Origin of the sequence: Nonomuraea sp. NPDC049646 (genome assembly GCF_044465525.1) — a bacterium.
Lineage (GTDB): Bacteria > Actinomycetota > Actinomycetes > Streptosporangiales > Streptosporangiaceae > Nonomuraea.
The window spans coordinates 108,691-133,334 of record NZ_JBITLU010000005.1; the positions used below are offsets into that span (position 1 = coordinate 108,691).

Below are 24,644 nucleotides of genomic sequence, written 5' to 3' on the forward strand. Positions count from 1 at the left end.
GCGAGGCCGCTCCGACCACCTGAAACGGCCGGAGCAGTGAGCCGGTACTGCCAGACTTGTTCCAGTCCGGCAAGATGGAGGTATCGGTGAGACCCTTTGCGTGGATGCCGTGGCCTTTGCGGTGGTTCGCCCGGGTGTTGACCGTGCTTCTCGTGCTGGCGCTCGTGCTGGCCGGGGTCCTGGTGTACACGGTACGGAAGTCGTTCCCGCAGGTGGACGGGACGCTGCGGCTGCCCGGTCTAGCCCACAAGGTCACGATTTATCGCGATAAAACGGGGATTCCGCATATCTATGCCGATACTGCGGCCGACCTGTTCATGGCGCAGGGCTTCGTCCACGCCCAGGACCGGTTCTTCGAGATGGACTTCCGCCGCCACACCACCGCCGGACGGCTCTCCGAACTCTTCGGAAAGGCCACGCTCGGCAACGACAAGGCGCTGCGGACCATGGGCTGGCGCCGGGTTGCCGAGCAGGAGCTGCCGGGCCTCGACCGGCAGACCCAGGACTTCCTGGCCGCGTACGCCAAGGGCGTGAACGCCTGGCTGGAGGCCAACCCCAACGCCTCCGACCGCAGCCTCGAATACTCGGTGCTCAAGCTCCAGAACGGCGAGTACCGGCCGGAGCCGTGGACCGCGGTCGACTCCGTCGCCTGGCTGAAGGCCATGGCATGGGACCTGCGCTCCAACATGGAGGACGAGATCGACCGCGCCCTGGCGCTGACCAAGCTGCCCAAGGAGCGCGTCGAGCAGCTCTACCCCGGCTACCCGTACGACCGCCACGCCCCGATCGTCGGCGAGGGCGCGCTCGCCCAGGGCCGCTACGACCAGCAGGCCGAGCCGCGGATCGGCGGCGTGCGCGCGCTGTCCCAGGCCGCCGCGACGCTCGACGCCGTGCCGAGCACGATGAGCAGCGAGGAGCGCGAGGGCATCGGCTCCAACTCGTGGGTGGTCTCCGGCGCGCACACCACCAGCGGCAAGCCGCTGCTGGCCAACGACCCGCACCTGTCCCCGCAGATGCCGTCCGTCTGGTACCAGGCCGGGCTGCACTGCAGGAAGCTGTCCGAGCAGTGCCCGTACGACGTCACCGGGTTCACCTTCTCCGGCGTGCCCGGCGTGATCATCGGGCACAACGACAAGATCGCGTGGGGGTTCACGAACCTCGGTCCCGACGTGGCCGACCTCTTCCTGGAGAAGGTGGACGGCGACACGTACCTGTACAAGGGCGAGCAGGTCAAGCTGGAGACGCGGCAGGAGCAGATCAAGGTGGCCGGCGGCGACCCCGTCACGATCACCGTGAAGAGCACCCGGCACGGCCCGCTGATCAACGAGGTCATGCCGGACGCCCGGCCGAGCGGCGAGGCGAACGCCGTGGCCCTGCAATGGACCGCCCTCACCCCCGGCAGGACCGTGGACGCGATCTTCGCGCTCAACAAGGCGGGCGACTGGCCCGCGTTCCGCTCGGCGGCGGCGCTGTTCGAGGTGCCGTCGCAGAACCTGATCTACGCCGACACCAGCGGCAAGATCGGCTACCAGGCGCCCGGGCGCATCCCCGTACGGGAGAAGGGCGACGGCACCTGGCCGGTGCCCGGCTGGACCGGCGAGTACGACTGGAAGGCCGACCCCATCCCCTACGACCAGCTCCCCACGCTTGAGGACCCGGCCGAGGGGTTCGTCGTCACGGCCAACAACGCCGTCATCGACCCCCGCCGCTACCAGCCGCTGCTGACCAAGGACTGGTCCTACGGCTACCGCTCCCAGCGCATCCGCGAGCTCGTCGAGTCCGCGATCGGCAAGGGCAAGATCGACGCCGGGACGATGTCGGACATCCAGCAGGACACCTCCAACGAGTTCGCCGGGACCCTGGTGCCCGCGCTGCTGCAGGTGGACCTGGCCGGGCCCGCCCGCCAGGCCCGCGAGCTGCTGCGCACGTGGGACCACTCCCAGGGGCTCGACTCCGCCCCCGCCGCCTACTACAACGCGGTGTGGCGGCACCTGCTCATGCTCACGTTCGACGACGACCTGCCCGAGCAGGTGTGGCCCGGCGGCGGCGACCGCTGGTACGACGTGGTCGCCAACCTGCTCACCGCCCCCGACGACCCCTTCTGGGACGACGTCACCACGAAGAACCTCACCGAGACCCGCGACGACATGCTGCGGCAGGCGATGGCCTCGGCCTACCACGAGCTGTCGGAGCTGTTCGGCGCCGACGTCAAGTCCTGGAAGTGGGGCGACCTGCACCAGCTCGAACTGGTCAACGGCACGCTCGGCACCTCGGGACTCGCGCCCGTGGAGGCGCTGTTCAACCGCGGCCCGTTCGCCGTGCCCGGCAACAAGGACGCGGTGAACGCGACCGGGTGGAACGTGCAGAAGGGGTACGGGGTCACGGCGGTGCCGTCGATGCGCATGGTCGTCGACCTGTCGGACCTGGACAAGTCCCGCTGGATCAACCTGACGGGCGCCTCGGGGCACGCCTTCCACGACAACTACTGGGACCAGGCCGAAGCCTGGGCGCGGGGCGACCTGCTCCCGATGTACTCCAAGCCCGAGTCCGTCCAGCACGCCGCCGTCCACACCCTCACCCTCACCCCCTGACCCGTCGCGTCCGTCCCCGCACCGCGCCCGGCCGGAACCCTGTCCGGAAGCGGTCACGGGCGGAGGGTGATTTCCCATGCGTAATCGTCTGTCATGAGAACGAGGCGGCGCATCGTCCCCTCCCGCTCCCGTTCGAGAGGACACCCATGGACATCCCGGCCCGAGCCGCCCTGATCAACAAGAAGTCCGGGCTCGCCCTTGACATCAAAGAATGCGACATGTCCGACGGCAGCTGGGTGATCCAGTGGACCCCCCACGGCCGGACCAACCAGATCTTCCGCCTGGAACCCGCCGACGGCGGCCACAGGTTCATCGCCGAACACTCCGGCAAGGCCCTCGATGTCAGCTGGGCGAACCAGAACACCGACTTCGCGATGCAGTGGGGCGTCAACGGCAGCCCCAGCCAGATCTGGTTCCTCAAGGAGCACGAGGCGGGCGTCTACCGGCTCTTCGCCAAGCACTCGGGCAAGGTGCTGGCGGTCGCGAACGCCTCCACCGAGCCGGGCGCGCGCGTGGTGCAGTTCGAAACCGGTCATGAGGAGAACGAACTCTGGCTGCTCAAGGCCGTTCCCTAGGGGCGCGTCCTCCCTGGTGGGCGGCCTGGCGGGGGCCGGTGGCGCGCCCGGTGTACGACCGTGGTCGTAGTCGAAGGCCAGACCGTGGTCCGACGCGCCGGGCCGCCGGCCGCTGTCAGCATGGCCGCATGACTCGCCTCCGGTACTCCGATCGCCTCTGGTACTCCGTCGGGGTCTTCCTCCTGCTCGTGGGCCTGGCGCACCTGGGCGTGCTCGTCGTGGCCGGCGGTCCGTGGGAGGGGGCCGTTTCGTGGCGCAAGCCGTTCACGTTCGGGGTGTCGTTCGGGTTGAGCGTGCTGACCCTGACCTGGGTGTCCCAGTGGTTACGGCTGCGTGCCCGCGCGTTCGTCCTCGGGGCGTTCGCGGTGGCCTCCACGGTCGAGGTGGCGCTGATCACCCTTCAGGCGTGGCGCGGCGTGCCGTCCCACTTCAACATGGAGACGCCCCTCGACACGGCCATCGCCCGCACGCTGGCCGCGTTCGGCGTCACGCTCATCGCCATCGCGATCACCATGACGATCGCCGCCTTCCGGCCGGCGCCGGAGGTCGCCCCGAGCACCCGGCTGGCCGTACGGGCCGGCTTCGCCACGCTGCTGGCGTCCATGGTCTTCGGCGGCGTGATGATCGCCCGTGGCGTCGTGGCGGTGATGACGGGCAACCAGCAGCTCGCCTACACGGTCGCCACGGCGCTCAAACCGGCCCACGCCGTGCTCATGCACGGGGTGCTCCTCCTGCCGGCCCTGTCCTGGCTGCTGTCCCGCACGCTGCCGTCCGAGGGCGCGCGGCTGCGGGCCGTACGCCTGGCCACCTGGGCGTACGTCGCGGTGGCCGCGGTGGTCTCCGGCCTGGCCGTGGCGGGGGTGGCGGTCGTGGGGCCGTCCACGGCTTCGGTGTTGTCGGCCGGGGCGATCTCGGCCCTGGCCATCGCGGCGGTCGCGCTGGGCCGGTTCAGCCCCCGCCCCGGCCAGGCGAAACATTGAGGTCGCGGTAATGGGTCAGCCGTTATGCCGTCGCCGCCGCCACCACACGGGCGCGCGGGGATAGCCGCCGTCGTCCAGGTCGGCCAGCCGCTCGAACACGTTGTACGACGCCTGATGCCCGCACACCACCACCGACACGAGCATGGCCAGCAGGTAGAGCGGGAGCATCGGCAGGCCGGCGCAGCAGGCCCACTGGGTGGCGTGCCGTGCTTCGTGCCGGATGAGCCGGTCGTCCAGCTCGTCCTGCCTGGTCAGGACGACGTTCCCGACCGTGAACGCGCCCGCGATGGGGAAGCGGTAGCGGTAGCCGAAGGCGAGGATGAGCCCGTCGGGGCCGGGCCGGCGGGCCGCGCCGCCGACGATCGAGATGAGGAGGCCGAGCGGGGTGGCGAGGTTCACGTAGTTCACCGCCCGCCGGAACCGATGGCGCCTGTTCATGCGTCTCAGTCTTGACCAATCTTGACAAGTCGGAATAATGATCTGCGTCCTGAAATCTCCCACAAGAGCAGGATTATGAGATTCTCCATCCTGGGCGCGCTGCTCGGCGCTGTTGCACTGGCCGGAGCCGGCGGAGTCGCGATCACCCAGACATCAGCCACCGATCCCCTACGTTCCACCGATTCTCCTTCCGGCGCGCAGGTGGCGTTACCCGTCGCCGCGACCCCGACGGCGACGCCCTCGGCGACGCCCTCGGTCGGGGATTACACCGCCACGACGAAGGTGGTCAAGAAGAAGGGCGTCTCGTACTTGAACGTGTCCGTCAAGTACGACGGAGCGGCCCGCTTCACCGTGAAGCAGAAGGTGTGCAGGAGCAAGTCCTGCAGGAGCGCCACCGCCCAGTTCCCCGTCACCACCGGGGCCGGGCAGACCACGAAGAAGCTGGGCAAGGGCACGTACAAGGCGAGGGGCAAGCCGGCCGTCAAGGTCAAGCCGCTCCCCTGGCCGACCCGCACCGTGACGGTCTCGCCGACCGCCACGACCGCGCCGAGCGCGACGGCGACCGTGACGTCCACGGTGACCGAGCAGGCCACGGTGACCGCCACGGTGACCCAGCCCGGCCCGACCGTGACCGTGCCCGGCCCGACGGTGGCCGTGCCGGGGCCGACGGAGACGGTGACGTTCACCTGTCAGCCCGCCCCGCCGACGTCCCCGCTCCCGCCGTCCGACCCGCCGTCCGAGCCGCCGACCGCCACGCCGTCGACCTCGGTCTCGGAGTCCCCGGACGTTCCGGACGCCCCGGCTCAGGCCCCCGTCCCACCGGCGAGCGACACCCCGACCCCCACTCCGACGCCGACGCCGACGCCGACCGCGACGGACGTCCCGACCGACACCCCCACCGGCGCCCCGACCGACGTCCCCACGGACGTCCCGACGGACATCCCGACGTGCGCGCCGCCCACGGATCTCCCCTCCGAGACCCCGACCCCGACCCCGACCGCGACCTCCACGGACACCGGCGCCCCCACCGACACCCCGACCCCGCCGGAACCCCCCACCCAGTAACCCCCGACCGACACACCACATGACTCAGGCCAGGCCCCAACGCCTGGCCTGACTCATGTCCCCCGCCCCCTCTTCCATCCGGGCCGCCAACCCCGTAGGGACGCCGCGCCACCGCTCCCCGGGCCGGTCAGTGTGGGGCGGCGGTCAGCAGGCGGGTGAGGGTTTCGGTGAGCCAGCGTTCGTAGGTGTCGGCGGTCCAGCTCAACATCTCCCGCCCCAGCAGGTACGTCTCCGCGTGCACCAGGACGGCGGTGGTGTCGGTCAGCCAGTCCAGATCGTGCCCGCCCGCCAGCAGCCCGTCGGCGGCCATCTTGTCCCAGAAGGCGCGCATGTTCGCCCGGGTGGCCGCGCGCCCGGCCCGGGTGGCGGCGGCCAGGTCCGGCTCGGTGGGCGCGGCCTGCAGCGCGACGGCCAGCAGGTCGCCGGCGCGTTCGGCCATCTGGCGGCTGCCCCCGGCCAGGGCGGCGATGCGCTCCCCGGCGGTGGTGGCGGTGCCGGCGCGGACGTACCAGTCGCGGCCGGTGATGTCGACGGCGGCCCCGTCACCGGCGAAGGCGACGTCGACGCAGCGTTTGAGCAGCGCGGCCTTGGTGCCGAAGCGCAGGTAGACGGTCCGGTCGCCGACCTCGGCGGACCGGGCGACGGCGGTCAGGGTGGTGGCCGCGTAGCCGTTGCGGAGGAACAGCTCGGTGGCGGCGGTCAGGATCTTCTCCTCGGTGGCGGCGATGCGGGCGGCACGCAGATCACGCTTGACGGGCTCCGACATAGAATGCAGTATAACTGCATCGATGCAGCGCAACTGCAAGGAGGGTATTTGCCGTGTCGCACCTCCCGCGCCTGGACGGCGTGCACCACCTCAAGCTCCCGGTCACCGACCTGGACCGTTCCCTGGCCTGGTACCGCTCCCGGTTCGGGTACGAGATCGACATCGAGTTCGTCGAGCAGGGCGTGCCGATGGGCTACGCGCTCGCCCATCCGGCCGGCGGTCCCGTACTGGCGCTGCGGCTGGCCCCGGAGCGGGCCAGGGCCGCCGCGGGCTTCGACTACTTCGCCATCGGCGTCCCGGACAAGCAGGCCATCGAGGAGCTGGCCGCCCATCTGACCGCGTCCGGCGACAGCCACGCCGGCGTGCACGAGGCGACCATCGGCTGGATCCTGCCCGGCCTGCACGACCCGGACGGCCACGAGATCCGCTTCTACACCACGCAGCCGCGCCCCCCGCGCGAGGCGGACGCGGACGAGGAACGTCGCGGCAGCGGCGCCCGTCCGGCCGAGACCTCCTGAGAAGCGCGCCATGCCCGTGGTCCGCGACCAGGACGGCGCCCGGAGGTCTTCGCCCGCGGCCAGGACACCCGCCTGCGGCACAGCCGGCAGCGGCCCGAGGGCGGCTGGTCGCAGTGGCCCCGGACGCTGGTCCGGCTCGCCGACATCGCCGGATGCAGGCGGCAGCAGGCGGCCGACACCATGTGCTCGTCGAGCGCGGGCGCTCCTCGCCGACGCGCTCGGCCGGCACGACCGCCGCCCCACCGGCCGGGCGTAGCGGCGGGGTCAGAGGTTTTGAACCGGCCGTCGCGGGAGAGCAGCGGCGGGGTCAGAGGTTCTTGTAGCGGCCGTCGCGGGAGAGCAGCGGCGGGGTCAGAGGTTCTTGTAGCGGCCGTCGTGGTAGAGCAGCGGCGAGCCGTCCGCGGGGGTGCCGAGGGCCGTCACCTGGCCGAGCACGATCGAGTGGTCGCCGCCGTCGTACACCGCCGTCGTGGCGGCCTCGACCGTGGCCAGGGCGCCGGTGAACAGGGCCACCCCCGAGTCCCCGCGATGGTGCTCCCACCGGGCCAGTTGCCCGTTCAGCGGACGGCCGCGATGGGCGAAGAAGCGGGAGGCGTCCTCCATCGAGGCGTGCAGCACCGACACGCCCCACACCCCGGCCTCGATCACGGCGTCGTGGAAGCGGGCCACCTTCTCGGCGCAGAAGAGCACGAGCAGGGGGTCCAGGGAGACCGACGTGAAGGAGTTGACCGTCATCGCGTGGTCCACGCCGCCGAGCCGGGTCGTGACGATCGCGACTCCCGTGGCGAAGCGGCCGACGACCTTACGGTAGTTTCCCGGGTCCACATGCCGCTCTATGGAATGCACGACGTTACTTTATGCCTCTACGTCGGATTCTTTGGAGGTGGGTATCCCCGCAACAGCCACGAACCCCCACCGGATGAGGGCGAGCACATGAACGCCACCACGAGAGCCAGCAATCCGCCATAGAGGTAGACGTACCCCGCCGCACCCTGAGAGATCACCAGATCTCCGGCGCTGAGTTCGAGGGTGAACGGCATCGTCACCAGCAGCCAGCCGAGCCCGACCGCGAACGCGGCGAGCTTCGTCCGCATGAGCCTGGCCGCCCCCAGCGGGAGGAGGAACAGCGCGAGCACCCACCCGATCGCCACCCACGGCACCGCGCCATGCTGGTCGAGCGCGTGCGTGAACCCGCCCACGACGCCGAGCACGACACCCAGCACGAACAGCATGCCGTACGCCGCCCCGCCCAGCGCCGACTCCGCCTGGCTGCGATGCTCCATGGGGAACGAGGTTAGTGGATGCCCGCGAAGAGATCGTTCTCGCGGTTGTGCGGCTCGCCGAGCCCGCCGGCGTCGACCGGCGGCCCGGGCACCGGCGGGCCGGGCACGCCGATGGCCAGGACGAAGTGCTCCACGCCGAGCACCTCCTGCCCGATGTTGTTGGACAGCGCGTACCAGGGGCCCTCGACGGTGATCTGGGTGGCGTGGGCGCGCATGGCCTCCCGCTTGTTGCCGACCCAGGGGCGGGCGTCGATCTCGGTGGTGATGTCCTCGTCGGGGCTGCCGAAGGGGATGTCGTCGACGTCCTCGACGAGGAAGCCGGTGCCGGAGTCGGGCAGCGCCTCGGCCGTGCGCCGCATGACGGACCTGGGCACGGCCGTGTGGTAGAACTTCGCGATCTGCCACGGCTCGTCCTGGCGCGGGGCGGGCCGGCCGCCCGGGACGTAGCCGGGCTTGGCGGCCAGCTCGAAGGCCCGGCGGGCCACCCGGTGGGCCTGGATGTGGTCGGGGTGGCCGTAGAAGCCGTTGGCGTCGTAGGTCACCAGCACCTGCGGGCGCACCTCGCGGATGACCTTGACCAGCTCGCCGGCCGCCTCGTCGAGGTCGGCCTGCCAGAAGGCGTTGGGCCGGTCGTTGGTGGCGACGCCCATCATGCCGGAGTCGCGCCAGCGTCCGGGCGAGCCGAGGAAGCGGTGGTCCTCGACGCCGAGCGCCTGGCAGGCCGCCGCCAGCTCGCCGATCCGGTACGGCCCGAGCAGGTCGTCGCGGTCGGCCGCCAGGTGGGCGAGGTCGGCCGGGATGACCTCTCCCTCCTCCCCCAGCGTGCAGGTCACCAGCGTGACGTGGGCGCCTTCCGCGACGTATTTGGCCATGGTCGCGCCGGTGCCGATCGACTCGTCGTCCGGATGGGCGTGCACGAGCAGGAGGCGGCGATCAGTCATAGTCATGAGCGTAACAATGGCTGGATACTGGCAGGATTGAGCCCATGAGTGAGAGCTTCCCGCGACTGTCGGCACGGACCCGCCGGTTCACCCTGGGAGTGCCCAGGGGGTTCACGATCTCCCCCGACGGCGGACGAGTGGTCTTCCTGCGGACGAGGTCCGGCACCGACCCGGTCACCTGCCTGTGGGAGCTCGACACCGAAACCCACGTCGAACGCCTGGTGGTCGATCCGCGCACCCTCCACGCCGACGACGAGGACCTGCCGCCGGAGGAGCGCGCGCGGCGCGAGCGCAGCCGCGAGGCGGCCGGCGGCGTGGTGGCCTACGGCGCCGACGCCGCGCTGACGAGGGCGGCCTTCGCCCTGTCCGGCGGGCTCTACGTCGTCGAGCTGGCCAGCGGCCAGACCCGCAGGCTGGAGACGCCGGGCGCGGTCATCGACCCCCGGCTGTCCCCCGACGGGCGGCAGGTCGCCTACGTCACCGGCGGCGCGCTGCACGTCCAGGACCTCGACTCGGGGCGCGGCGAGGTGCTCGCCACGCCGGAGTCGCCGACCGTCACCTACGGCCTGGCCGAGTTCATCGCCGCCGAGGAGATGAACCGGATGCGCGGCTACTGGTGGTCGCCGTCGGGCGACGCGCTGCTGGTCGAGCGGGCCGACGAGGAGCCGGTCGAGACCTGGTACATCGCCGACCCGGCCAACCCCTCCCGTCCGGCCGCCGCCCAGCGTTACCCGTCGGCCGGCACGCCCAACGCCCGCACCGAGCTGTTCGTGCTCGGGCTCGACGGGTCGCGGGTGGCGGTGCCGTTCGAGGAGGAGTACCTCACGACGGCCGCCTGGGACGAGCACGCGCTGTCGATCGTGACGATGACGCGCGACCAGAAGACGCTGCGGCTGTTCTCCGTCGATCCGGCGACCGGCGTGTCCACGCTGGTCCGCGAGGACACCGACCCGGCCTGGGTGGACATCGTGACCGGCGTGCCGGCGCACCTCGACGACGGCTCGCTGGTCTGGGTGGCCACGTCGGAGGGCGGCCACCGGCTGTTCGTCGGCGACCGCGCGGTCACGCCGCCCACCCTCCAGGTCCGGTCGGTGCTCGACGTCGACCACGACAGCGTGTTGTTCAGCGCCAGCGGCGGCGACCCGACCGACATCCACCTGTGGACCTGGGACGGCCACTCGCTGCTGCCGGTCTCGACCCGGTCCGGGGTGTTCTCGGGGCGGATGTCCGGCGGCGTCGGCGTGTTGTCGGAGCAGAGCCTCGACGCCGAGGGCGTCTCGACCACGGTGGTGCGGCGCGACGGCATGGCGGTCCCGATCCCGTCGTACGCCGAGCGTCCGGGGCTCGACCTGCGGGTGTCGCTGGGGCGTTCGGGCCGCCGGGAGCTGGCCACGGCCGTGGTGCTGCCGTCCTGGTACGAGCAGGGCTCGGGCCGGCTGCCGGTCCTGATGGACCCGTACGGCGGCCCGCACGCGCAGCGGGTGCTCAACCGGCGCGGCGCGTTCCTGGAGAGCCAGTGGTTCGCCGAGCAGGGCTTCGCCGTGATCGTGGCCGACGGCCGCGGCACGCCGGGCCGCGGTCCGGCGTTCGAGCGGGCGGTGCTGGGCGACCTGGCGACCCCGGCGCTTGAGGACCAGATCGACGCTCTTCAGGGCGTGGCCGAGCAGTACCCCGATGACCTCGACCTGTCGAGGGTGGCCATCCGCGGCTGGTCGTTCGGCGGCTTCCTGGCCGCGCTCGCCGTGCTGCGGCGTCCCGACGTCTTCCACGCGGCGGTGGCGGGCGCGCCGGTGACCGACTGGCGGCTGTACGACACCTGCTACACCGAGCGCTACCTGGGCCACCCCGACGAGCAGCCCGAGGTCTACGACAACTCCTCGCTGTTCGCCGACGCGCCCAAGCTCGAACGCCCGCTGCTCCTGGTCCACGGCCTGGCCGACGACAACGTGGTGGCCGCCCACACGCTGCGCCTGTCCTCGGCGCTGCTGGCGGCCGGCCGCCAGCACAGCGTGCTGCCGCTGTCGGGCGTGACGCACATGACGCCCCAGGAGGTCGTGGCGGAGAACCTGCTCCTGCTCCAGGTCGACTTCCTGAAGAAGGCGCTGGGCTAGGCGGCGCGCAGGGCGTCGAGCAGCCTCGACGCCCCCAGGCCGATCAGCACGGCCAGCCCCATGACCAGCAGGAACACCCACAGGGGGGCGCCGAGGTAGGCGAGCAGGCCCTGCGCCACGGCCAGGATCAGCACGCCGAGCACGGTGCCCGCCACGCCGGCGCGCTCGCCGTACGGGCTGGTGCCGCCCAGGAGGACGGCGGCGAGCGCGAACACGGTGCTGTAGAGCCCCTGGTCGCCCGGGGGCGCCGCGCCGAGGCGCAGCAGCAGCGCGATGCCGCCCGCGGCGGCGAGCATGCTCGACCCGGCCAGGCCGAGCACCGCGCCGGGCCACCCGGCGCCCAGCTCCTTGCGCACCTCCTGCCGGTTCCACAGCAGGCCGCCGGCGATCGAGACGACCGCGAACACGGCGAACCCCAGCGGGCCGGGATAGAGCGCGGCGGTCTGCAGCGGGATCGTCCCGTCGCCGAGCAGCGCGACGGCCAGGGCCTCGCACACGACGGCGGCCCCGAGCGTGACGGCCCAGGCCGGGGCCGACAGCAGCATCGTGAACGCGCTCATGGCGGCCCCCAGGAGCCCGGCGAGCACGAGCGCGAACAGCATCGCCACCGGCAGCGGCACCCCGGCCCCGGCGGTGGACGCCACGAAGGCGCCGCTCGCGGCGGCGACCGCGCCCACGGCGAGATTGGGCGTGCCGGTGCGCAGCGACAGGCCGAACCCCATGACGATCAGGCCGAGCTGCCCGGCGTGGGCGAGGATGTCGAGCAGGCGGTCACTGACCGTAGTGATCAGGACGAGTGCCAGGCCCAGCAGGGCGAGGAGTCCGAGCACGCCTTCCCAGGCGCGCTGCCAGGTGCTCACTCCGACGATGCTGACAGCGCCGGACGATCATCGCAACCCCCGCGGGCGCTACCGCGGGGCCGCCCGCTCCAGCAGCTTCTGGAGCACGGACTGCTCGTCGGGCGTGAGCGCGGCCAGCGGCGAGCCCTCGGTCAGCAGGCCCAGCAGGCGCTCCCGCAGGCCGGCGCCCTCCTGGGTGAGCACGAGCAGCTTGGCCCGGCGGTCGTTCGGATGGGGGCGCCGCTCCACGACCCCCTGCTGCTCCAGCCGGTCGATGACGAACGTGGCGTTGGAGGGCTCGCACCCCATGCGCCCCGCCAGGTCGCTCATGGTCATCGGGCCGGTCAGCTCGCGCAGCGCCACCGCCTGGGCGGCGGTGAGGTCGAGCGCGGCCGCGCGCTCCCTGACGTGCCCCTCGATCTGCCTGGCGAGCGCGCCCACCAGGCCGCACAGGTTCCGCTCGGCCGCGGCCCGCGCTTCGGCTTCGGACGTTGTCATACCCCAAAACTACCTCAAGCTTGGATGTTTGCAACTTGAAAGGTTCTAGCTATAAGTTTCCGCCATGAGCACTTCCGAGAGCCTTCGTCTGCGCCGCCCGTCCGCCCTCCGGTCGCTGCGGGTCGGCGACCTCAAGGTCACCTTCGTGCCCGACGGGAGCGTGCGGCTCAAGCCGTACGGCTGGCTGCCGGGCACGACCGAGCGCGACTGGGCCGAGCACGCCGACCACCTGGACGAGACCGGCAACCTCGTGGCCGGCATCGGCGGCCTGCTGGTGGAGTCGGGCGAGCGGGCCCTGCTGATCGACGCGGGGGTGGGCCCGGTGCACCAGCCGGACGACCCGGCCGACCCGCTGATCGGCGAGCTGCGCGGCGGCGACCTGCCGGCCAACCTCGCCCGGCTGGGCCGCCGTCCCGAGGACGTCGAGGCGGTGGCCTTCACCCACCTGCACATCGACCACATCGGCTGGGCCTGGCACCCGGCCGACGGCGGGCCCGCGTTCCCGTCCGCCGCGTACCTGTTCGCCGAGCCCGAATGGGCCGAGCGGCACCGGACCCTCGACTTCGGCACGCCGGAGGAGGCCCTGACGGCCATGGCCTCCCGGGTCAGGACGTTCGGCGACGGGGAGGAGATCTTCCCCGGCGTGCGGGCCGCGTTCGCGCCCGGCCACACCGCCGGGCACACCGCCTACACGATCACCTCGGGCGGGCAGCGGCTGCTGGCCTTCGGCGACGCCCTGCACTCCCCCGTGCAGGTGCGCCATCCCGAGTGGCCGGCCGGCTCCGACCTGGACCGCGTGGAGTCGACCGTGCACCGGCGGCGGCTGGTCGAGGAGCTGCTGCGGCCGGACACGATCGGCTTCGGCATCCACTTCGCCGACGTGGTCTTCGGCCGCGCGCGTAACACGGCCGACGGGCCGGTCTGGGAGCCCGTGGCCTAGGGAGTGGGGGCGGGGGTGCCGTGCCAGCTCGCCCACAGGGCCGCGTACGAGCCGCCCTCGGCGACCAGCTCCTCGTGCGGGCCCAGCTCGGTGATCCGGCCGTCCTCCACGACGGCCACCCGGTCGGCGTCGTGCGCGGTGTAGAGCCGGTGGGCGATGGCGATCACCGTACGGCCCTCCAGGACGGCGGCCAGCGAGCGTTCCAGGTGGCGCGCGGCCCGCGGGTCGATCAGCGAGGTGGCCTCGTCGAGCACCAGCGTGTGCGGGTCGGCCAGGACCAGCCGCGCCAGCGCGAGCTGCTGGGCCTGCGCGGGCGGCACGGCGACGCCGCCGGACCCGACCTCGGTCTCCAGCCCCTCGGGCAGCGTCCGGACCCAGTCGAGCGCGTCGACGGCGGCCAGCGCCGCGCGCACCGCCGCGTCGTCCGCGCCGGGGCGGGCGATCAGCAGGTTGTCGCGGACGGTGCCCTTGAAGACGTGGTGCTCCTGGGTGACCAGCGCGACGTGCCCGCGCAGGTCGTCGAGCGGCAGGTCGACCAGCGGCACGCCGCCCACGCTGACCTCGCCGGTACGCGGCCCGTGGATGCCGGCCAGCAACCGCCCGAGCGTGGACTTGCCGGCCCCCGACGGGCCGACCATGGCCAGCCGCTCGCCCGGCTCGACGGTCAGCGACACGCCGTGCAGCACGTCGCGGCCCTCGCGGTAGGCGTACCTGACGTCGTCGGCCCGCAGCAGCTCGCCTGCCGGGCGGGCGGCCGAGGGCTCGCGGTCGTCGGGCACGTTGGCCACGCCCAGCAGCCGGGCCATGGCCGCGCCGCCCACCTGGAGCTCGTCGATCCACATGAGGAAGCGGTCGAGCGGGTCGATGAGCTGCTGGGCGTAGACCAGGGCGGCGGTGACCTGCTGGACCGTCACCCAGTCGTTGGTGTAGAACAGGCCGCCGACCAGGAGCGTGGAGACCACCGGGATCACGTAGCCGAGCTCGACCGCGGGGAACCAGAGCGTCCGCAGGCCCAGGGTGTAGCGCTCGGCGGCGTAGGAGCGGCGGATGTCGCCGTCGGTGCGCTCGCGCCGGCGCTGCTGGAGGCCGAGCGCCTCCACGGCCCGCGCGCCCTCGACGGTCTCGGCCAGGCCCTCGGTCATGTCGGCGTACGCGGCGTTCTCGCGCAGGTAGCCGTCGCGCGCCCGCTTGAGGTACCAGCGGGTCGCGAACCAGATCAGCGGGCCGGCGACCAGCATCGGCAGCATGAGCTGCGGGCTGACCAGCACCAGCGCGCCCATGGTGATCACGAAGGTGACCAGCGCGATGAGCGTCTCGGGCACGGCGTGCCGGACGGTCCTGGACAACGAGTCGACGTCGCGGGAGGTACGGGTGATCAGGTCGCCGGCGCCCGCCCGCTCGACCGTGGACAGCGGCAGGCCGAGCACCCGGTCGACGAACTCCTCCCGCAGCTCGGCCAGCACCTTCTCGCCCAGCCTGGCCGAGGCGAGCACGGCGAAGCGGACCAGCAGGCCCTGGAGGAACAGGAACGCGCCGATGACGACGGCCACCAGCAGCCCGTCGACCTCGCCGCCGTCCTGGACGGTCTGGACCAGGCTGCCGAGCTGCCACGGCACCACGAGCCCGGCGACGGCGGCCAGGCCGTGCAGGGCCAGGGCGACGGCGAGCTGCCGCGGGTACTTCAGCGTCAGCCTGCGCGCGTAGGCGCGCACCTGTTTCCGGTCGGCGACCGGCAGGATCTCGCGGGCCACGGTCAGCCCTCCCCTCGGGTCACGGTCGCGGCGTATTCGGGGGACGCGTCCAGCAGGTGCCGGTGCGTCCCCTCGGCGAGCACCCGGCCGCCGGCCACGTAGACGACGTGGTCGGCCCGGTCGAGCACCAGCGGGCTGGTCGTGCAGATCATGGTGGTGCGGCCGGCGCGCGCCTTGGCCAGCCGCTCGGCGATGCGGGCCTCGCTGTGGGCGTCGACGGCGCTGGTGGGCTCGACCAGGATGAGCACCTCGGGGTCGGCGACCAGGGCCCGTGCCAGGCGCAGCCGCTGCTGCTGGCCGCCGGAGAACTCGCGCCCCGCCTCGGACACCTGGGCGTCGAGGCCGTCGGGCAGCGCCTCGACGATGTCCTCGGCGCAGGCCGCGTGCAGGGCCGCGCGCACGTCTTCGTCGGTGGCCGCGTCGCGGACGTCGAGCTCGTTCCTGAGCCTGCCGGTGAACAGCCGGGCGTCGTTGCCGGCGACCAGGATGCGCGCGCGGATCTCGGCCATGGGCAGCGTGGCCAGCTCGACGGCGCCGAAGGTGACGTCGCCCTGCGCGTACCGGCCGAGGCGGTCGGCGATGGCGGCGGCCTCCTCGGGCGCGTCGGCCGCGACGGCGGTGAGCATGCCGGGCTGGAGGGTGACGCCGCTGTAGCAGTCGCGCAGCACGCCGCCGCCGCTGGTCTCGGTGCCACCGGCGACCTCGGGCTCGATCGCCAGGATGCGGATGACGCGGCGGGCCGCGACGTGGCCCTTGGTGAGCTTGTCAGCGGCCTCGGTCAAGGTGCGCAGCGGGCCGATGAGGAAGGCGGCGTAACCGTAGAGCGCGACCAGGTCGCCGGTGCTGATCTCGCCGCCGACCGCGAACGTGGCGCCGATGCCGGTGACGACCGCGATGAGCAGGCCGGGCAGCAGGATCTGGGCGCCTTCGAGCAGCGACTCGACCCGGGCCACGCCCACCCCGGCATGGCGCACGCGCTGGGACTCCTCGCCGTAGCGGCCGGCGAACACCTGCTCGCCGCCGATGCCGCGGAGCACCCGCAGGCCGGCCACGATGTCGGCGGCCCTGGTGGACAGGTCGCCGGTCAGCTCGCGCTGCCGCTTCTGCCGCCGGTGCAGCGGCTTGAGCAGCGGCGAGACGGCGAGCGCCATGAGCGGCACGCCGAACAGCACGAGCAGCCCGAGCGGGACCGAAGTCGCCAGCAGGATCACGGTGACCGCGACGATGGCCACGACGGACCCGGTGCCGCGCAGCAGGATGTCCATGGAGCTGCCGATGTGGGCGATGTCGGAGTTGCCGACGCTGACGACCTCGCCGGTCGAGACCTTCTTGGGCAGCGTCGCCCCGAGCCGGGCGGCCTGCCGCGCGGTCACCTGGACGGTGCGGTAGGCCGCCGACAACCAGTTGAACACCGCCATCCGGTGCCGCATGATCCCGGTGAACGCCTGCAGCAGCCCCAGCGCGAGCAGGATCGACGCCCAGGTCAGCAGCGCCCTGGTGTCCTTGGCGGTGACCGCGTCGATGCCCTTGCCGAGCACCGCGGGCACGAGCGCCTGCACCAGCCACCACAGGGTGGCGAAGCCGATGCCGGCGAGCAGGGCACGCGCCTGGCGCCGCGCGTTCCACCACAGGTAGCGGAGCGGACTGCGGATGTCGGGCGTGCCGGGATCGGCCTCAGGAAGGGAGCGCATGGTCTGACAAGGTTGACAAGCCATCGCCCGGCCCGGCAAACGGTTTTTCGCCTGGCCAACGATCGGGAACGCGCCCGCGCCCGGCTAACGATCCGGCACGTGCCTGAACGTGCGCACGGTGTAGAGCAAGGTGACCAGGGCAGTCAGCGCGAGCAGCAGGTAGCCCACGGTGTACGACCCGGACGCGCCGTAGACGGCCCCCATCACCAGCGGCGGGAAGTACCCGCCGAGCCCGCCGGCCGCGCCCACGAGCCCCGTCACCGTCCCCACCTTCGACGCCTCGACGAGCTTGGCCACCAGGGCGAAGACGCCGCCCGTGCCGAGCCCGAGGAAGAAGGCGATGAGCACGAAGCACGCCCCGGCGGGCACCTCGGCGGGCGGCCTGAACGACAGCGCCACCGCCATCACGACCGTCCCGGCCAGCGAGATGAGCAGCACCCTGACCGGCCCGATCCGGTCCGACAGCGTGCCGCCGATCGGCCGGGCGGCGACGGCGGCGATCGAGAACCCGGCCGTCCGCAGCCCGGCGCCCGTCTGGGCGAAGTGGTAGACGTTCTGGAGCAGGGTCGGCAGGTACGTCGAGAACGCCACGAAGCCGCCGAAGGTGACGGCGTACAGGAAGGCGCACTGCCAGGTCGCGCTGAGCTTCGTGGCCGCGCGCATCCGGGGCAGGGCCGGGGCGGTGGCGGGCGACCAGGCCGGCGAGTCGCGGCTGCCGCCGATCATGATCACGCCCATCAGGGCGAGCGCCGCGGCCATGAGCAGGTGGGTCGCGAACCGGCCGAACTCCTCCACCAGGCGGGGGGTGAAGAACGCCGACAGCGCGGTCCCGCCCATGCCGGCGCCGAACACGCCGGTGGCGAACCCTCTGCGGGCGGCCTCGTACCAGGCGTTGACGAACGGGATGCCGATGGCGAACGACGTGCCCGGGATGCCCAGCAGGAACCCCCAGAACAGCAGCCACCCGTACGACTCGGACCAGCCCACGAACAGGACCGGCACGATCGAGACGAAGCAGATGACGGCGAACATGCGCCGCCCGCCGAGCCGGTCGGCCAGCACGCCCACCGGGACGCGGCCGAGCGAGCCGACCAGCACCGGGATCGCGACCAGCAGCGAGGTCTGTGTCGCGGACAGGTGCAGTTGCCTGCTGTAGCTGCCCGACAGGGGGCCGATGAGGTTCCAGGCCCAGAACGTCACGGCGAAGGCCGCCGTGGCCAGCGCCAGGTTCCGCACCTGACCTTTACGGAGCACAGACATACACCCTGTGTAACAGAGGGTCACCTTCTGTGATGAAGTGGGGGTATGAGCGCCGAGGATCTCCTGCTGAAGACCGGTCGGTTCCTCCGCAGATCGGCCACCAGTGGTGACCTGCGGACTCTCTATCTGAAAGGCGGCACGGAAGGCGACGCCTTCTACCGCGACCGGTGGAGCCACGACAAGGTGGTGCGCTCGACGCACGGCGTGAACTGCACGGGTTCGTGCTCGTGGAAGGTGTTCGTCAAGGACGGCATCATCACCTGGGAGACGCAGGAGACCGACTATCCGGGCGTGGGCCCCGACCGGCCGGAGTACGAGCCGCGCGGCTGCCCCCGGGGGGCGGCCTTCTCCTGGTACACCTACTCGCCGACCCGGATCCGCTACCCGTACGCGCGGGGCGTGCTGGTCCAGCTCTATCTGGAGGCGCGGGAGCGGCTGGGCGACCCGGTCGCCGCCTGGGCCGAGGTCACCACCGATCCGGACAAGCGGGCGAGCTACCAGGGCGCGCGCGGCCGGGGCGGGCTCGTCCGGGTGACCTGGGACCTGGCCGTCGAGATGATCGCCGCGGCGCACGTGCACACCATCCAGGCGTACGGGCCGGACCGGGTCGCGGGGTTCTCCCCCATCCCGGCGATGTCGATGGTCTCGCACGCCGTCGGCTCCCGGTTCGTGTCGCTGATCGGCGGCACGATGCTCTCCTTCTACGACTGGTACGCCGACCTGCCGGTGGCCTCGCCGCAGGTGTTCGGCGACCAGACCGACGTCCCGGAGTCGGCCGACTGGTGGGACGCCGCGTACCTGATGATGTGGGGCTCCAACGTCCCCGTCACCCGCACGCCGGACGCCCACTGGATGGCCGAGGCGCGCTACCGGGGCCAGAAGGTCGTGGTTGTCTCGCCCGACTACAGCGACGCGGCCAAGTTCGCCGACGAGTTCCTGAGCGTGCGCCCCGGCACGGACGGCGCCCTGGCCATGGCCATGGGCCACGTGCTGCTGAAGGAGTTCTTCGCCGACCGGGAGGTGCCCTACTTCACCGACTACGTCAAGCGCTGCACCGACCTGCCCTTCCTGGTCACGCTGCGCGAGCACGAGGACGCGTACGTGCCGGACAAGTTCCTCACGGCCAAGGACCTGGGCTCGGCGGAGGAGGCGGCCGAGTGGAAGACCGTGCTCATGGCCGCGTCCGGCGAGCCGGTGGTCCCGAACGGCTCGGTCGGCTTCCGCTGGACCGACTCCGGCGAGGGCCGCTGGAACCTCGACCTGGACGTCGACCCGAAGCTCACCCTGTACGGCGGCGAGTCGGCCCAGCTCCTGCTGCCGCGCTTCGACGGCGAGGGCGTCCTGCGCCGGGGCGTGCCGGTCGCCCGCGTCGGCGGACGGCTGGTGACCACGGTGTTCGACCTGCTGCTCGCCCAGTACGGCGTGCCCAGGCCGGGCCTGCCCGGCGTCTGGCCCGGCGGGTACGACGACGCGGCCGAGCCGTACACGCCGGGCTGGCAGGAGCCGGTCACCGGCGTCCCGGCCGAGCGGGTGATCAAGATCACCCGCGAGTTCGCCAGGACGGCCGAGGCCACCCGCGGCCGATGCATGATCATCATGGGCGCGGGCGCCACCCAGTGGTTCCACGGCGACACCATCTACCGGGCGTTCCTGTCGCTGCTGCTGCTGACCGGCTGCCAGGGGCGCAACGGCGGCGGCTGGGCCCACTACGTCGGCCAGGAGAAGTGCCGCCCGCAGAGCGGCTGGGCGGTGCTGGCCGGCGCGCTCGACTGGTCGCGCCCGCCGCGGCAGGCGCCCGGCACGCCGTACTGGTACCTGCACACCGACCAGTGGCGTTACGACCGGTTCGACGCGGGCGCGCTGACCTCGCCGCTCGGGCCCGGCGCGTTCCGCGGCAGGCACACGGCCGACCTGGTGGCCGAGGCCGTGCGCAACGGCTGGATGCCCATGTCGCCCGCCTTCGACCGCAACCCGCTGGAGCTGGGCGAGCACGAGGACCCGGTGGCGTACACGCTGGAGGAGCTGCGGCAGGGCAGGCTCCGGCACGCCGCCGAGGACCCCGACGACCCGGCCAACTGGCCGCGGGTGCTGACGCTGTGGCGGTCGAACCTGTTCGGCTCGTCGGCCAAGGGCAACGAGTACTTCCTGCACCACCTGCTCGGCGCCACGTCCAACCTGGAACAGCCCGACGCGGAGGCGCCGCGGGGCAAGCTGGACCTGCTTCTCACGCTGGACTTCCGGATGACGTCCTCGACGATCTACTCCGACATCGTGCTGCCCGCCGCCACCTGGTACGAGAAGTACGACCTGTCCTCGACGGACATGCACCCGTTCGTGCACGCGTTCAACCCGGCCATCTCGCCGCCCTGGGAGACCAGGACGGACTTCGCGGCCTTCCACGCCATCGCCAGGGCCTTCAGCGCGCTGGCCAAGGAGCGGCTGGGGGTGCGCAAGGACGTCGTGGTGGTCCCGTACCAGCACGACACGCCGGGCGAGACCGGGCAGCCCGGCGGGCGCGCGCCCGGCGCGCCCGAGCCGACGCTGAAGGTGGTCGAGCGCGACTACGGCGCGGTCGCGGAGAAGCTGGCCGCGCTCGGGCCGCTCACCGAGCGGCTCGGCCTCCAGGTCAAGGGCGTGACCTTCATGCCGGACGAGGAGGTCGCCTGGCTCGGGCAGCGCTGCGGCCTGGTGCCGCGCGGCGTGGCCAAGGGCCGCCCCGAGCTGGACACCGACGCCAAGGCGTGCGAGACGATCCTCGCGCTGTCCGGGGTGAGCAACGGCAGGCTGGCCGCCCAGGGCTTCCGCCAGCTCGCCCGGCGCACCGGCCGCAGCTTCGACGACCTGGTGGACGAGGGCCACCGCATCGTCTTCGCCGACACCCAGGCCCGGCCCACGCACGTCGCGGCCAGCCCGGAGTGGTCGGGCAAGGAGGCGCACGACCGCCGCTACTCGCCGTTCACGATCAACGTCGAGAACGGCAAGCCCTGGCACACGCTCACCGGCCGCATGCACTTCTTCCTCGACCACGACTGGATGCACGAGTACGGCGAGGCCCTGCCGGTCTACCGCCCGCCGCTGGACATGGCCGAGCTCTTCGGCGAGAGCGCCACCCTGCGCTACCTGACCCCGCACTCCAAGTGGTCGATCCACTCCGAGTACCAGGACAACCTGCTCATGTTGTCGCTGTCGCGCGGCGGCCCGACCATCTGGATGTCCACCGAGGACGCGACCCGGCTCGGCATCGCCGACAACGACTGGATCGAGGCGGTCAACCGCAACGGCGTCGTGGTGGCCAGGGCCATCGTGTCCCACCGCATGCCGGCGGGCACGGTCTACATGTTCCACGCCCAGGACCGCCTGATCGACGTGCCGAAGTCGGAGGAGACCGGCCGCCGCGGCGGCATCCACAACGCGCTGACCAGGGTGCTGATCAAGCCCACGCACATGATCGGCGGCTACGCCCAGCTCTCGTACGCCTTCAACTACCTCGGCCCCACGGGCAACCAGCGGGACGAGGTCACCACCATTCGCCGCAGGTCGCAGGAGGTGCGCTACTGATGAAGATCATGGCTCAGATCGCCATGGTGATGAACCTGGACAAGTGCATTGGCTGTCACACCTGTTCCGTCACCTGCAAACAGACCTGGACCAACCGTCCCGGCGTCGAGTACGTCTGGTTCAACAACGTCGAGACCCGCCCAGGCCAGGGCTATCCCCGCCGGTACGAGGACCAGGAACGCTGGCGGGGCGGCTGGAAGCTGGACCGCAGGGGCCGGCTGACGCCGCGCGCCGGCGGGCGCTTCCGCAAGCTGGCCAGCATCTTCGCCAACCCGCTCATGCCCTCCATCCAGGACTACTACGAGCCCTGGACCTACGACTACGAGAACCTGACCCGCGCCCCGCTCTCCGACGACGTCCCGGTGGCGCCGCCGAGGTCGCTGATCAGCAACGAGCCCATGAAGATCGGCTGGAGCGCGAACTGGGACGACAACCTGGGCGGCGACCCCTCCCCCGACCCGGTGCTGGGGAAGGTGTCGGAGCAGGTCAGGCTGGAGTTCGAGCAGGCGTACATGTTCTACCTGCCGCGCATCTGCGAGCACTGCCTGAACCCGTCCTGCGTGGCCTCGTGCCCGTCGGGGGCCATGTACAAGCGGGCCGAGGACGGGATCGTCCTGGTGGACCAGGACAGTTGCCGGGGCTGGCGGATGTGCGTGACGGGGTGCCCGTACAAGAAGGTGTACTTCAACCACCGGACCGGCAAGGCCGAGAAGTGCACGTTCTGTTACCCGAGGGTCGAGGTGGGGCTGCCGACGGTGTGCTCGGAGACCTGCGTGGGCCGCCTGCGCTACCTCGGGGTGCTGCTCTACGACGCCGACCGGGTGAGCCAGGCCGCCTCGGTGGCCGACGAGCGGGACCTGTACGAGGCCCAGCTCGGCGTCTTCGTCGATCCCGACGACCCGGCCGTGGCCACGGCGGGGCTGCCCGCCGACTGGATCGAGGCGGCCCGCAGATCCCCCGTCTACGACCTGATCATGAAATATCGCATTGCGCTCCCCCTGCACCCGGAGTACCGGACGTTGCCGATGGTCTGGTACGTCCCGCCGCTCTCCCCCGTCGTGGACGCCCTGGCGAACACCGGGCACGACGGCGAGGACGCGGACAACCTGTTCGCCGCCATCGAGTCGCTGCGCATCCCCGTGGAGTACCTGGCCGAGCTGTTCACCGCGGGCGACCCCGTCCCGGTGACGGCCGCGCTGCGCCGTCTGGCGGCGATGCGCTCGTACATGCGGGGGGTCAACCTGGGGCAGGAGCCGGTCCTGCCGGACACCGGCCTGACCGAGGACGACATCAGGGCCATGTACCGCCTGCTGGCCCTGGCCAAGTACGAGGAGCGGTACGTGATCCCGACCGCGTACGGCAACGTGCCCGGCGTGGTCGAGGAGGCCGGCTGCAGCCTCGACTACTACGGCGGCCCCGGCATGCAGGCCCCCTTCGGGGAGGCGTCGGGCAAGCCGCTGCCGGTCTCCGTCGAGTCCTTCCACGGCCTCAAGGACCGCCAGACCAGCGACGAGATCACCCACGACCGGGTGAACCTCCTCAACTGGGACGGCCGGGGCATCCCAGCAGGACTCTTCCCGCCGAAAAAGGGAAAATCATGAACAAGGCCGTGATCTGGCAGGCCGCCGCGCACCTGCTCGCCTATCCCGACGAACGCTTCCACCGCCGCCTGCCGCTGATCAGGGAGGCCGCCGAGCCGCACTTCGCGGCATTCCTGGCCCGGATCGCGGACCTGGACGCGGGCGACCTGGCCGCGCACTACGTCGACACGTTCGACCTGCGCCGGCGCTGCTGCCTCTACCTGACCTACTACACCGACGGCGACACCCGCCGCCGCGGCGCGTCCCTGGCCGCGCTCAAGCAGCGCTACCGGCTGGCCGGCTGGGAGCTGATGGACGACGAGCTGCCCGACTTCCTGCCGGTCGTGCTGGAGTTCGCGGCGCTCGACCCGTCCGGGGTGGCGGTGCTGCGCGAGCATCGCGTCGGGCTGGATCTGCTGCTGTCCGCCCTGACCGAGCTGGACTCGCCGTACGCGGAGGTGATCGGGGTGGTGTGCGCGGCGCTGCCGCCGCCCACGGCCGCCGAGCGCGCCGCGGCGCATCGCCTGGCCGCCGGGGGGCCGCCCGCCGAGACCGTGGGAGGGTACCGGTGAGCTGGGGCGAGAGCATGTTGTGGGTGGTCGCGCCGTACGTCACTCTGGTGATCTTCATCGGCGGCCTGATCTGGCGGTACAGGTACGACAAGTTCGGCTGGACCACCCGCTCCTCGCAGCTCTACGAGAGCCCGCTGCTGCGCGTGGCCAGCCCCGTGTTCCACTACGGCCTGATCGTCGTGATCTTCGGGCACGTCACCGGCCTGCTCGTCCCGCTCTCCTGGACGGACGCGATCGGCGTGTCGAACGAGGCGTACCACGCCAACGCCCTGATCTGGGGCGGCCTGGCCGGGCTGGCCACGCTGGTGGCGCTGGCCCTGCTGGTCTACCGCCGCCGGACGAACGGGCCCGTCTTCCTGGCCATGACGAAGAACGACAAGACCATGTACGTGGTGCTCGCCGCGGCGATCGTCGCGGGCGTGGTGACGACGGTGGCGGGGTTCGTGCCGAGCGAGGTGAGCTACCGGACGACGGTCGCCCCCTGGTTCCGCGGCATCTTCGTGCTCAACCCGGACGCCACCGCGATGGGGCACGCGAGCATCCTTTACAAGGTGCACACCGTGATCGGGATGGCGTTGTTCGTGCTTTTCCCGTTCAGCCGCCTCGTGCACGCGCTTTCGGCCCCGATAACCTATTTGTTCCGCCCTTACATCGTGTATCGGGCCCGGTCCCGATAGCGCGCCGCGC

General features: G+C 71.9%; 21 protein-coding genes. 11 read left to right on the forward strand and 10 right to left on the reverse strand.

Annotated elements, in window-relative coordinates:
* Window positions 1-104 precede the first annotated feature (104 nt).
* The 3 genes from ACIBQ8_RS16085 (at window position 105) to ACIBQ8_RS16095 (ending at window position 4,146) form a co-directional block, all read left to right on the forward strand.
* Entirely contained in the window at window positions 105-2,591 is a 2,487-nt protein-coding gene (locus ACIBQ8_RS16085; protein ID WP_397192516.1) for a penicillin acylase family protein, read from the forward strand.
* A 146-nt stretch (window positions 2,592-2,737) separates the two neighbouring features.
* The gene (locus ACIBQ8_RS16090) at window positions 2,738-3,166 is read left to right on the forward strand and encodes an RICIN domain-containing protein (protein WP_397192289.1); all 429 of its coding nucleotides are present in this window, start codon (window positions 2,738-2,740) and stop codon (window positions 3,164-3,166) included.
* Between the two features lie 128 nt (window positions 3,167-3,294).
* Complete coding sequence (locus tag ACIBQ8_RS16095; RefSeq protein WP_397177002.1) at window positions 3,295-4,146, forward strand: hypothetical protein; 852 nt, start codon at window positions 3,295-3,297, stop codon at window positions 4,144-4,146.
* A 15-nt stretch (window positions 4,147-4,161) separates the two neighbouring features.
* On the opposite strand, the gene ACIBQ8_RS16100 is transcribed toward ACIBQ8_RS16095, so the two are convergent.
* Complete coding sequence (locus ACIBQ8_RS16100; protein ID WP_397177001.1) at window positions 4,162-4,584, reverse strand: hypothetical protein; 423 nt, start codon at window positions 4,582-4,584, stop codon at window positions 4,162-4,164.
* Between the two features lie 75 nt (window positions 4,585-4,659).
* Between ACIBQ8_RS16100 and ACIBQ8_RS16105 the strand changes: the two genes are divergently transcribed.
* Window positions 4,660-5,649 carry a hypothetical protein gene (locus ACIBQ8_RS16105; protein ID WP_397192290.1) on the forward strand — a complete coding sequence of 330 codons (990 nt, stop codon included), beginning with the start codon at window positions 4,660-4,662 and terminating at the stop codon, window positions 5,647-5,649.
* Window positions 5,650-5,776: 127 nt separating this feature from the next.
* Here the strand turns inward: ACIBQ8_RS16105 and ACIBQ8_RS16110 are convergent, their stop codons facing one another.
* Window positions 5,777-6,415, reverse strand: coding sequence for a TetR/AcrR family transcriptional regulator (locus ACIBQ8_RS16110; RefSeq protein WP_397176997.1), 639 nt, complete (start codon window positions 6,413-6,415; stop codon window positions 5,777-5,779).
* A 53-nt stretch (window positions 6,416-6,468) separates the two neighbouring features.
* On the opposite strand from ACIBQ8_RS16110, the gene ACIBQ8_RS16115 reads away from it, so the two are divergent.
* Entirely contained in the window at window positions 6,469-6,933 is a 465-nt protein-coding gene (locus tag ACIBQ8_RS16115; protein ID WP_397192291.1) for a VOC family protein, read from the forward strand.
* Window positions 6,934-7,284: 351 nt separating this feature from the next.
* Here the strand turns inward: ACIBQ8_RS16115 and ACIBQ8_RS16120 are convergent, their stop codons facing one another.
* From ACIBQ8_RS16120 to mshB, 3 genes are read right to left on the reverse strand one after another with little or no spacing between them, the layout of a single operon-like run.
* Window positions 7,285-7,779, reverse strand: coding sequence for a flavin reductase family protein (locus ACIBQ8_RS16120; protein WP_397192292.1), 495 nt, complete (start codon window positions 7,777-7,779; stop codon window positions 7,285-7,287).
* A 17-nt stretch (window positions 7,780-7,796) separates the two neighbouring features.
* The gene (locus tag ACIBQ8_RS16125; protein ID WP_397176990.1) at window positions 7,797-8,216 is read right to left on the reverse strand and encodes a DUF6113 family protein; all 420 of its coding nucleotides are present in this window, start codon (window positions 8,214-8,216) and stop codon (window positions 7,797-7,799) included.
* An 11-nt stretch (window positions 8,217-8,227) separates the two neighbouring features.
* Window positions 8,228-9,157: an N-acetyl-1-D-myo-inositol-2-amino-2-deoxy-alpha-D-glucopyranoside deacetylase gene (gene mshB, locus ACIBQ8_RS16130; RefSeq protein WP_397176988.1), complete on the reverse strand. Its 930-nt coding sequence runs from the start codon at window positions 9,155-9,157 to the stop codon at window positions 8,228-8,230.
* Window positions 9,158-9,201: 44 nt separating this feature from the next.
* Here mshB and ACIBQ8_RS16135 point away from each other — a divergent pair, with 44 nt between their 5' ends.
* Entirely contained in the window at window positions 9,202-11,268 is a 2,067-nt protein-coding gene (locus tag ACIBQ8_RS16135) for a prolyl oligopeptidase family serine peptidase (protein WP_397192293.1), read from the forward strand.
* On the opposite strand, the gene ACIBQ8_RS16140 is transcribed toward ACIBQ8_RS16135, so the two are convergent.
* Together ACIBQ8_RS16140 and ACIBQ8_RS16145 are read right to left on the reverse strand one after the other, a co-directional pair.
* Complete coding sequence (locus ACIBQ8_RS16140) at window positions 11,265-12,128, reverse strand: hypothetical protein (RefSeq protein WP_397192294.1); 864 nt, start codon at window positions 12,126-12,128, stop codon at window positions 11,265-11,267. The two genes, ACIBQ8_RS16135 and ACIBQ8_RS16140, sit on opposite strands and share 4 nt — an antisense overlap.
* Before the next feature lie 48 nt (window positions 12,129-12,176).
* The gene (locus ACIBQ8_RS16145; protein ID WP_397192295.1) at window positions 12,177-12,605 is read right to left on the reverse strand and encodes a MarR family winged helix-turn-helix transcriptional regulator; all 429 of its coding nucleotides are present in this window, start codon (window positions 12,603-12,605) and stop codon (window positions 12,177-12,179) included.
* Window positions 12,606-12,669: 64 nt separating this feature from the next.
* Here ACIBQ8_RS16145 and ACIBQ8_RS16150 point away from each other — a divergent pair, with 64 nt between their 5' ends.
* Window positions 12,670-13,545 (forward strand): MBL fold metallo-hydrolase, encoded by an 876-nt coding sequence (locus tag ACIBQ8_RS16150; protein ID WP_397192296.1) that lies wholly within the window; start codon window positions 12,670-12,672, stop codon window positions 13,543-13,545.
* Here ACIBQ8_RS16150 and ACIBQ8_RS16155 read toward each other — a convergent pair.
* The 3 genes from ACIBQ8_RS16155 to ACIBQ8_RS16165 all read right to left on the reverse strand — a co-directional run bounded on the left by ACIBQ8_RS16155 (window position 13,542) and on the right by ACIBQ8_RS16165 (window position 18,247).
* Window positions 13,542-15,296 (reverse strand): ABC transporter ATP-binding protein, encoded by a 1,755-nt coding sequence (locus tag ACIBQ8_RS16155; protein ID WP_397192297.1) that lies wholly within the window; start codon window positions 15,294-15,296, stop codon window positions 13,542-13,544. The genes ACIBQ8_RS16150 and ACIBQ8_RS16155 overlap by 4 nt on opposite strands.
* A gap of 2 nt (window positions 15,297-15,298) precedes the next feature.
* A complete protein-coding gene (locus tag ACIBQ8_RS16160) occupies window positions 15,299-16,987 on the reverse strand; it encodes an ABC transporter ATP-binding protein (RefSeq protein WP_397192298.1) in 1,689 nt (562 codons plus the stop codon).
* Window positions 16,988-17,071: 84 nt separating this feature from the next.
* Window positions 17,072-18,247, reverse strand: a complete 1,176-nt coding sequence (locus ACIBQ8_RS16165; protein ID WP_397192299.1) for a nitrate/nitrite transporter — start codon at window positions 18,245-18,247, stop codon at window positions 17,072-17,074.
* A gap of 45 nt (window positions 18,248-18,292) precedes the next feature.
* Here ACIBQ8_RS16165 and ACIBQ8_RS16170 point away from each other — a divergent pair, with 45 nt between their 5' ends.
* The 4 genes from ACIBQ8_RS16170 to narI are packed head-to-tail and all read left to right on the forward strand — an operon-like array spanning window position 18,293 to window position 24,634.
* Window positions 18,293-21,805: a nitrate reductase subunit alpha gene (locus ACIBQ8_RS16170; RefSeq protein WP_397192300.1), complete on the forward strand. Its 3,513-nt coding sequence runs from the start codon at window positions 18,293-18,295 to the stop codon at window positions 21,803-21,805.
* On the forward strand, window positions 21,805-23,406 hold the full coding sequence (gene narH / locus ACIBQ8_RS16175) for a nitrate reductase subunit beta (RefSeq protein WP_397192301.1): 1,602 nt from the start codon (window positions 21,805-21,807) through the stop codon (window positions 23,404-23,406). The genes ACIBQ8_RS16170 and narH overlap by 1 nt, the downstream gene beginning before the upstream one ends.
* Window positions 23,403-23,957, forward strand: a complete 555-nt coding sequence (gene narJ, locus ACIBQ8_RS16180; protein WP_397192302.1) for a nitrate reductase molybdenum cofactor assembly chaperone — start codon at window positions 23,403-23,405, stop codon at window positions 23,955-23,957. Before narH ends, narJ begins: the two co-directional genes overlap by 4 nt.
* Window positions 23,954-24,634: a respiratory nitrate reductase subunit gamma gene (gene narI, locus ACIBQ8_RS16185; protein ID WP_397192303.1), complete on the forward strand. Its 681-nt coding sequence runs from the start codon at window positions 23,954-23,956 to the stop codon at window positions 24,632-24,634. Before narJ ends, narI begins: the two co-directional genes overlap by 4 nt.
* The last annotated feature ends 10 nt before the right edge of the window (window positions 24,635-24,644 follow it).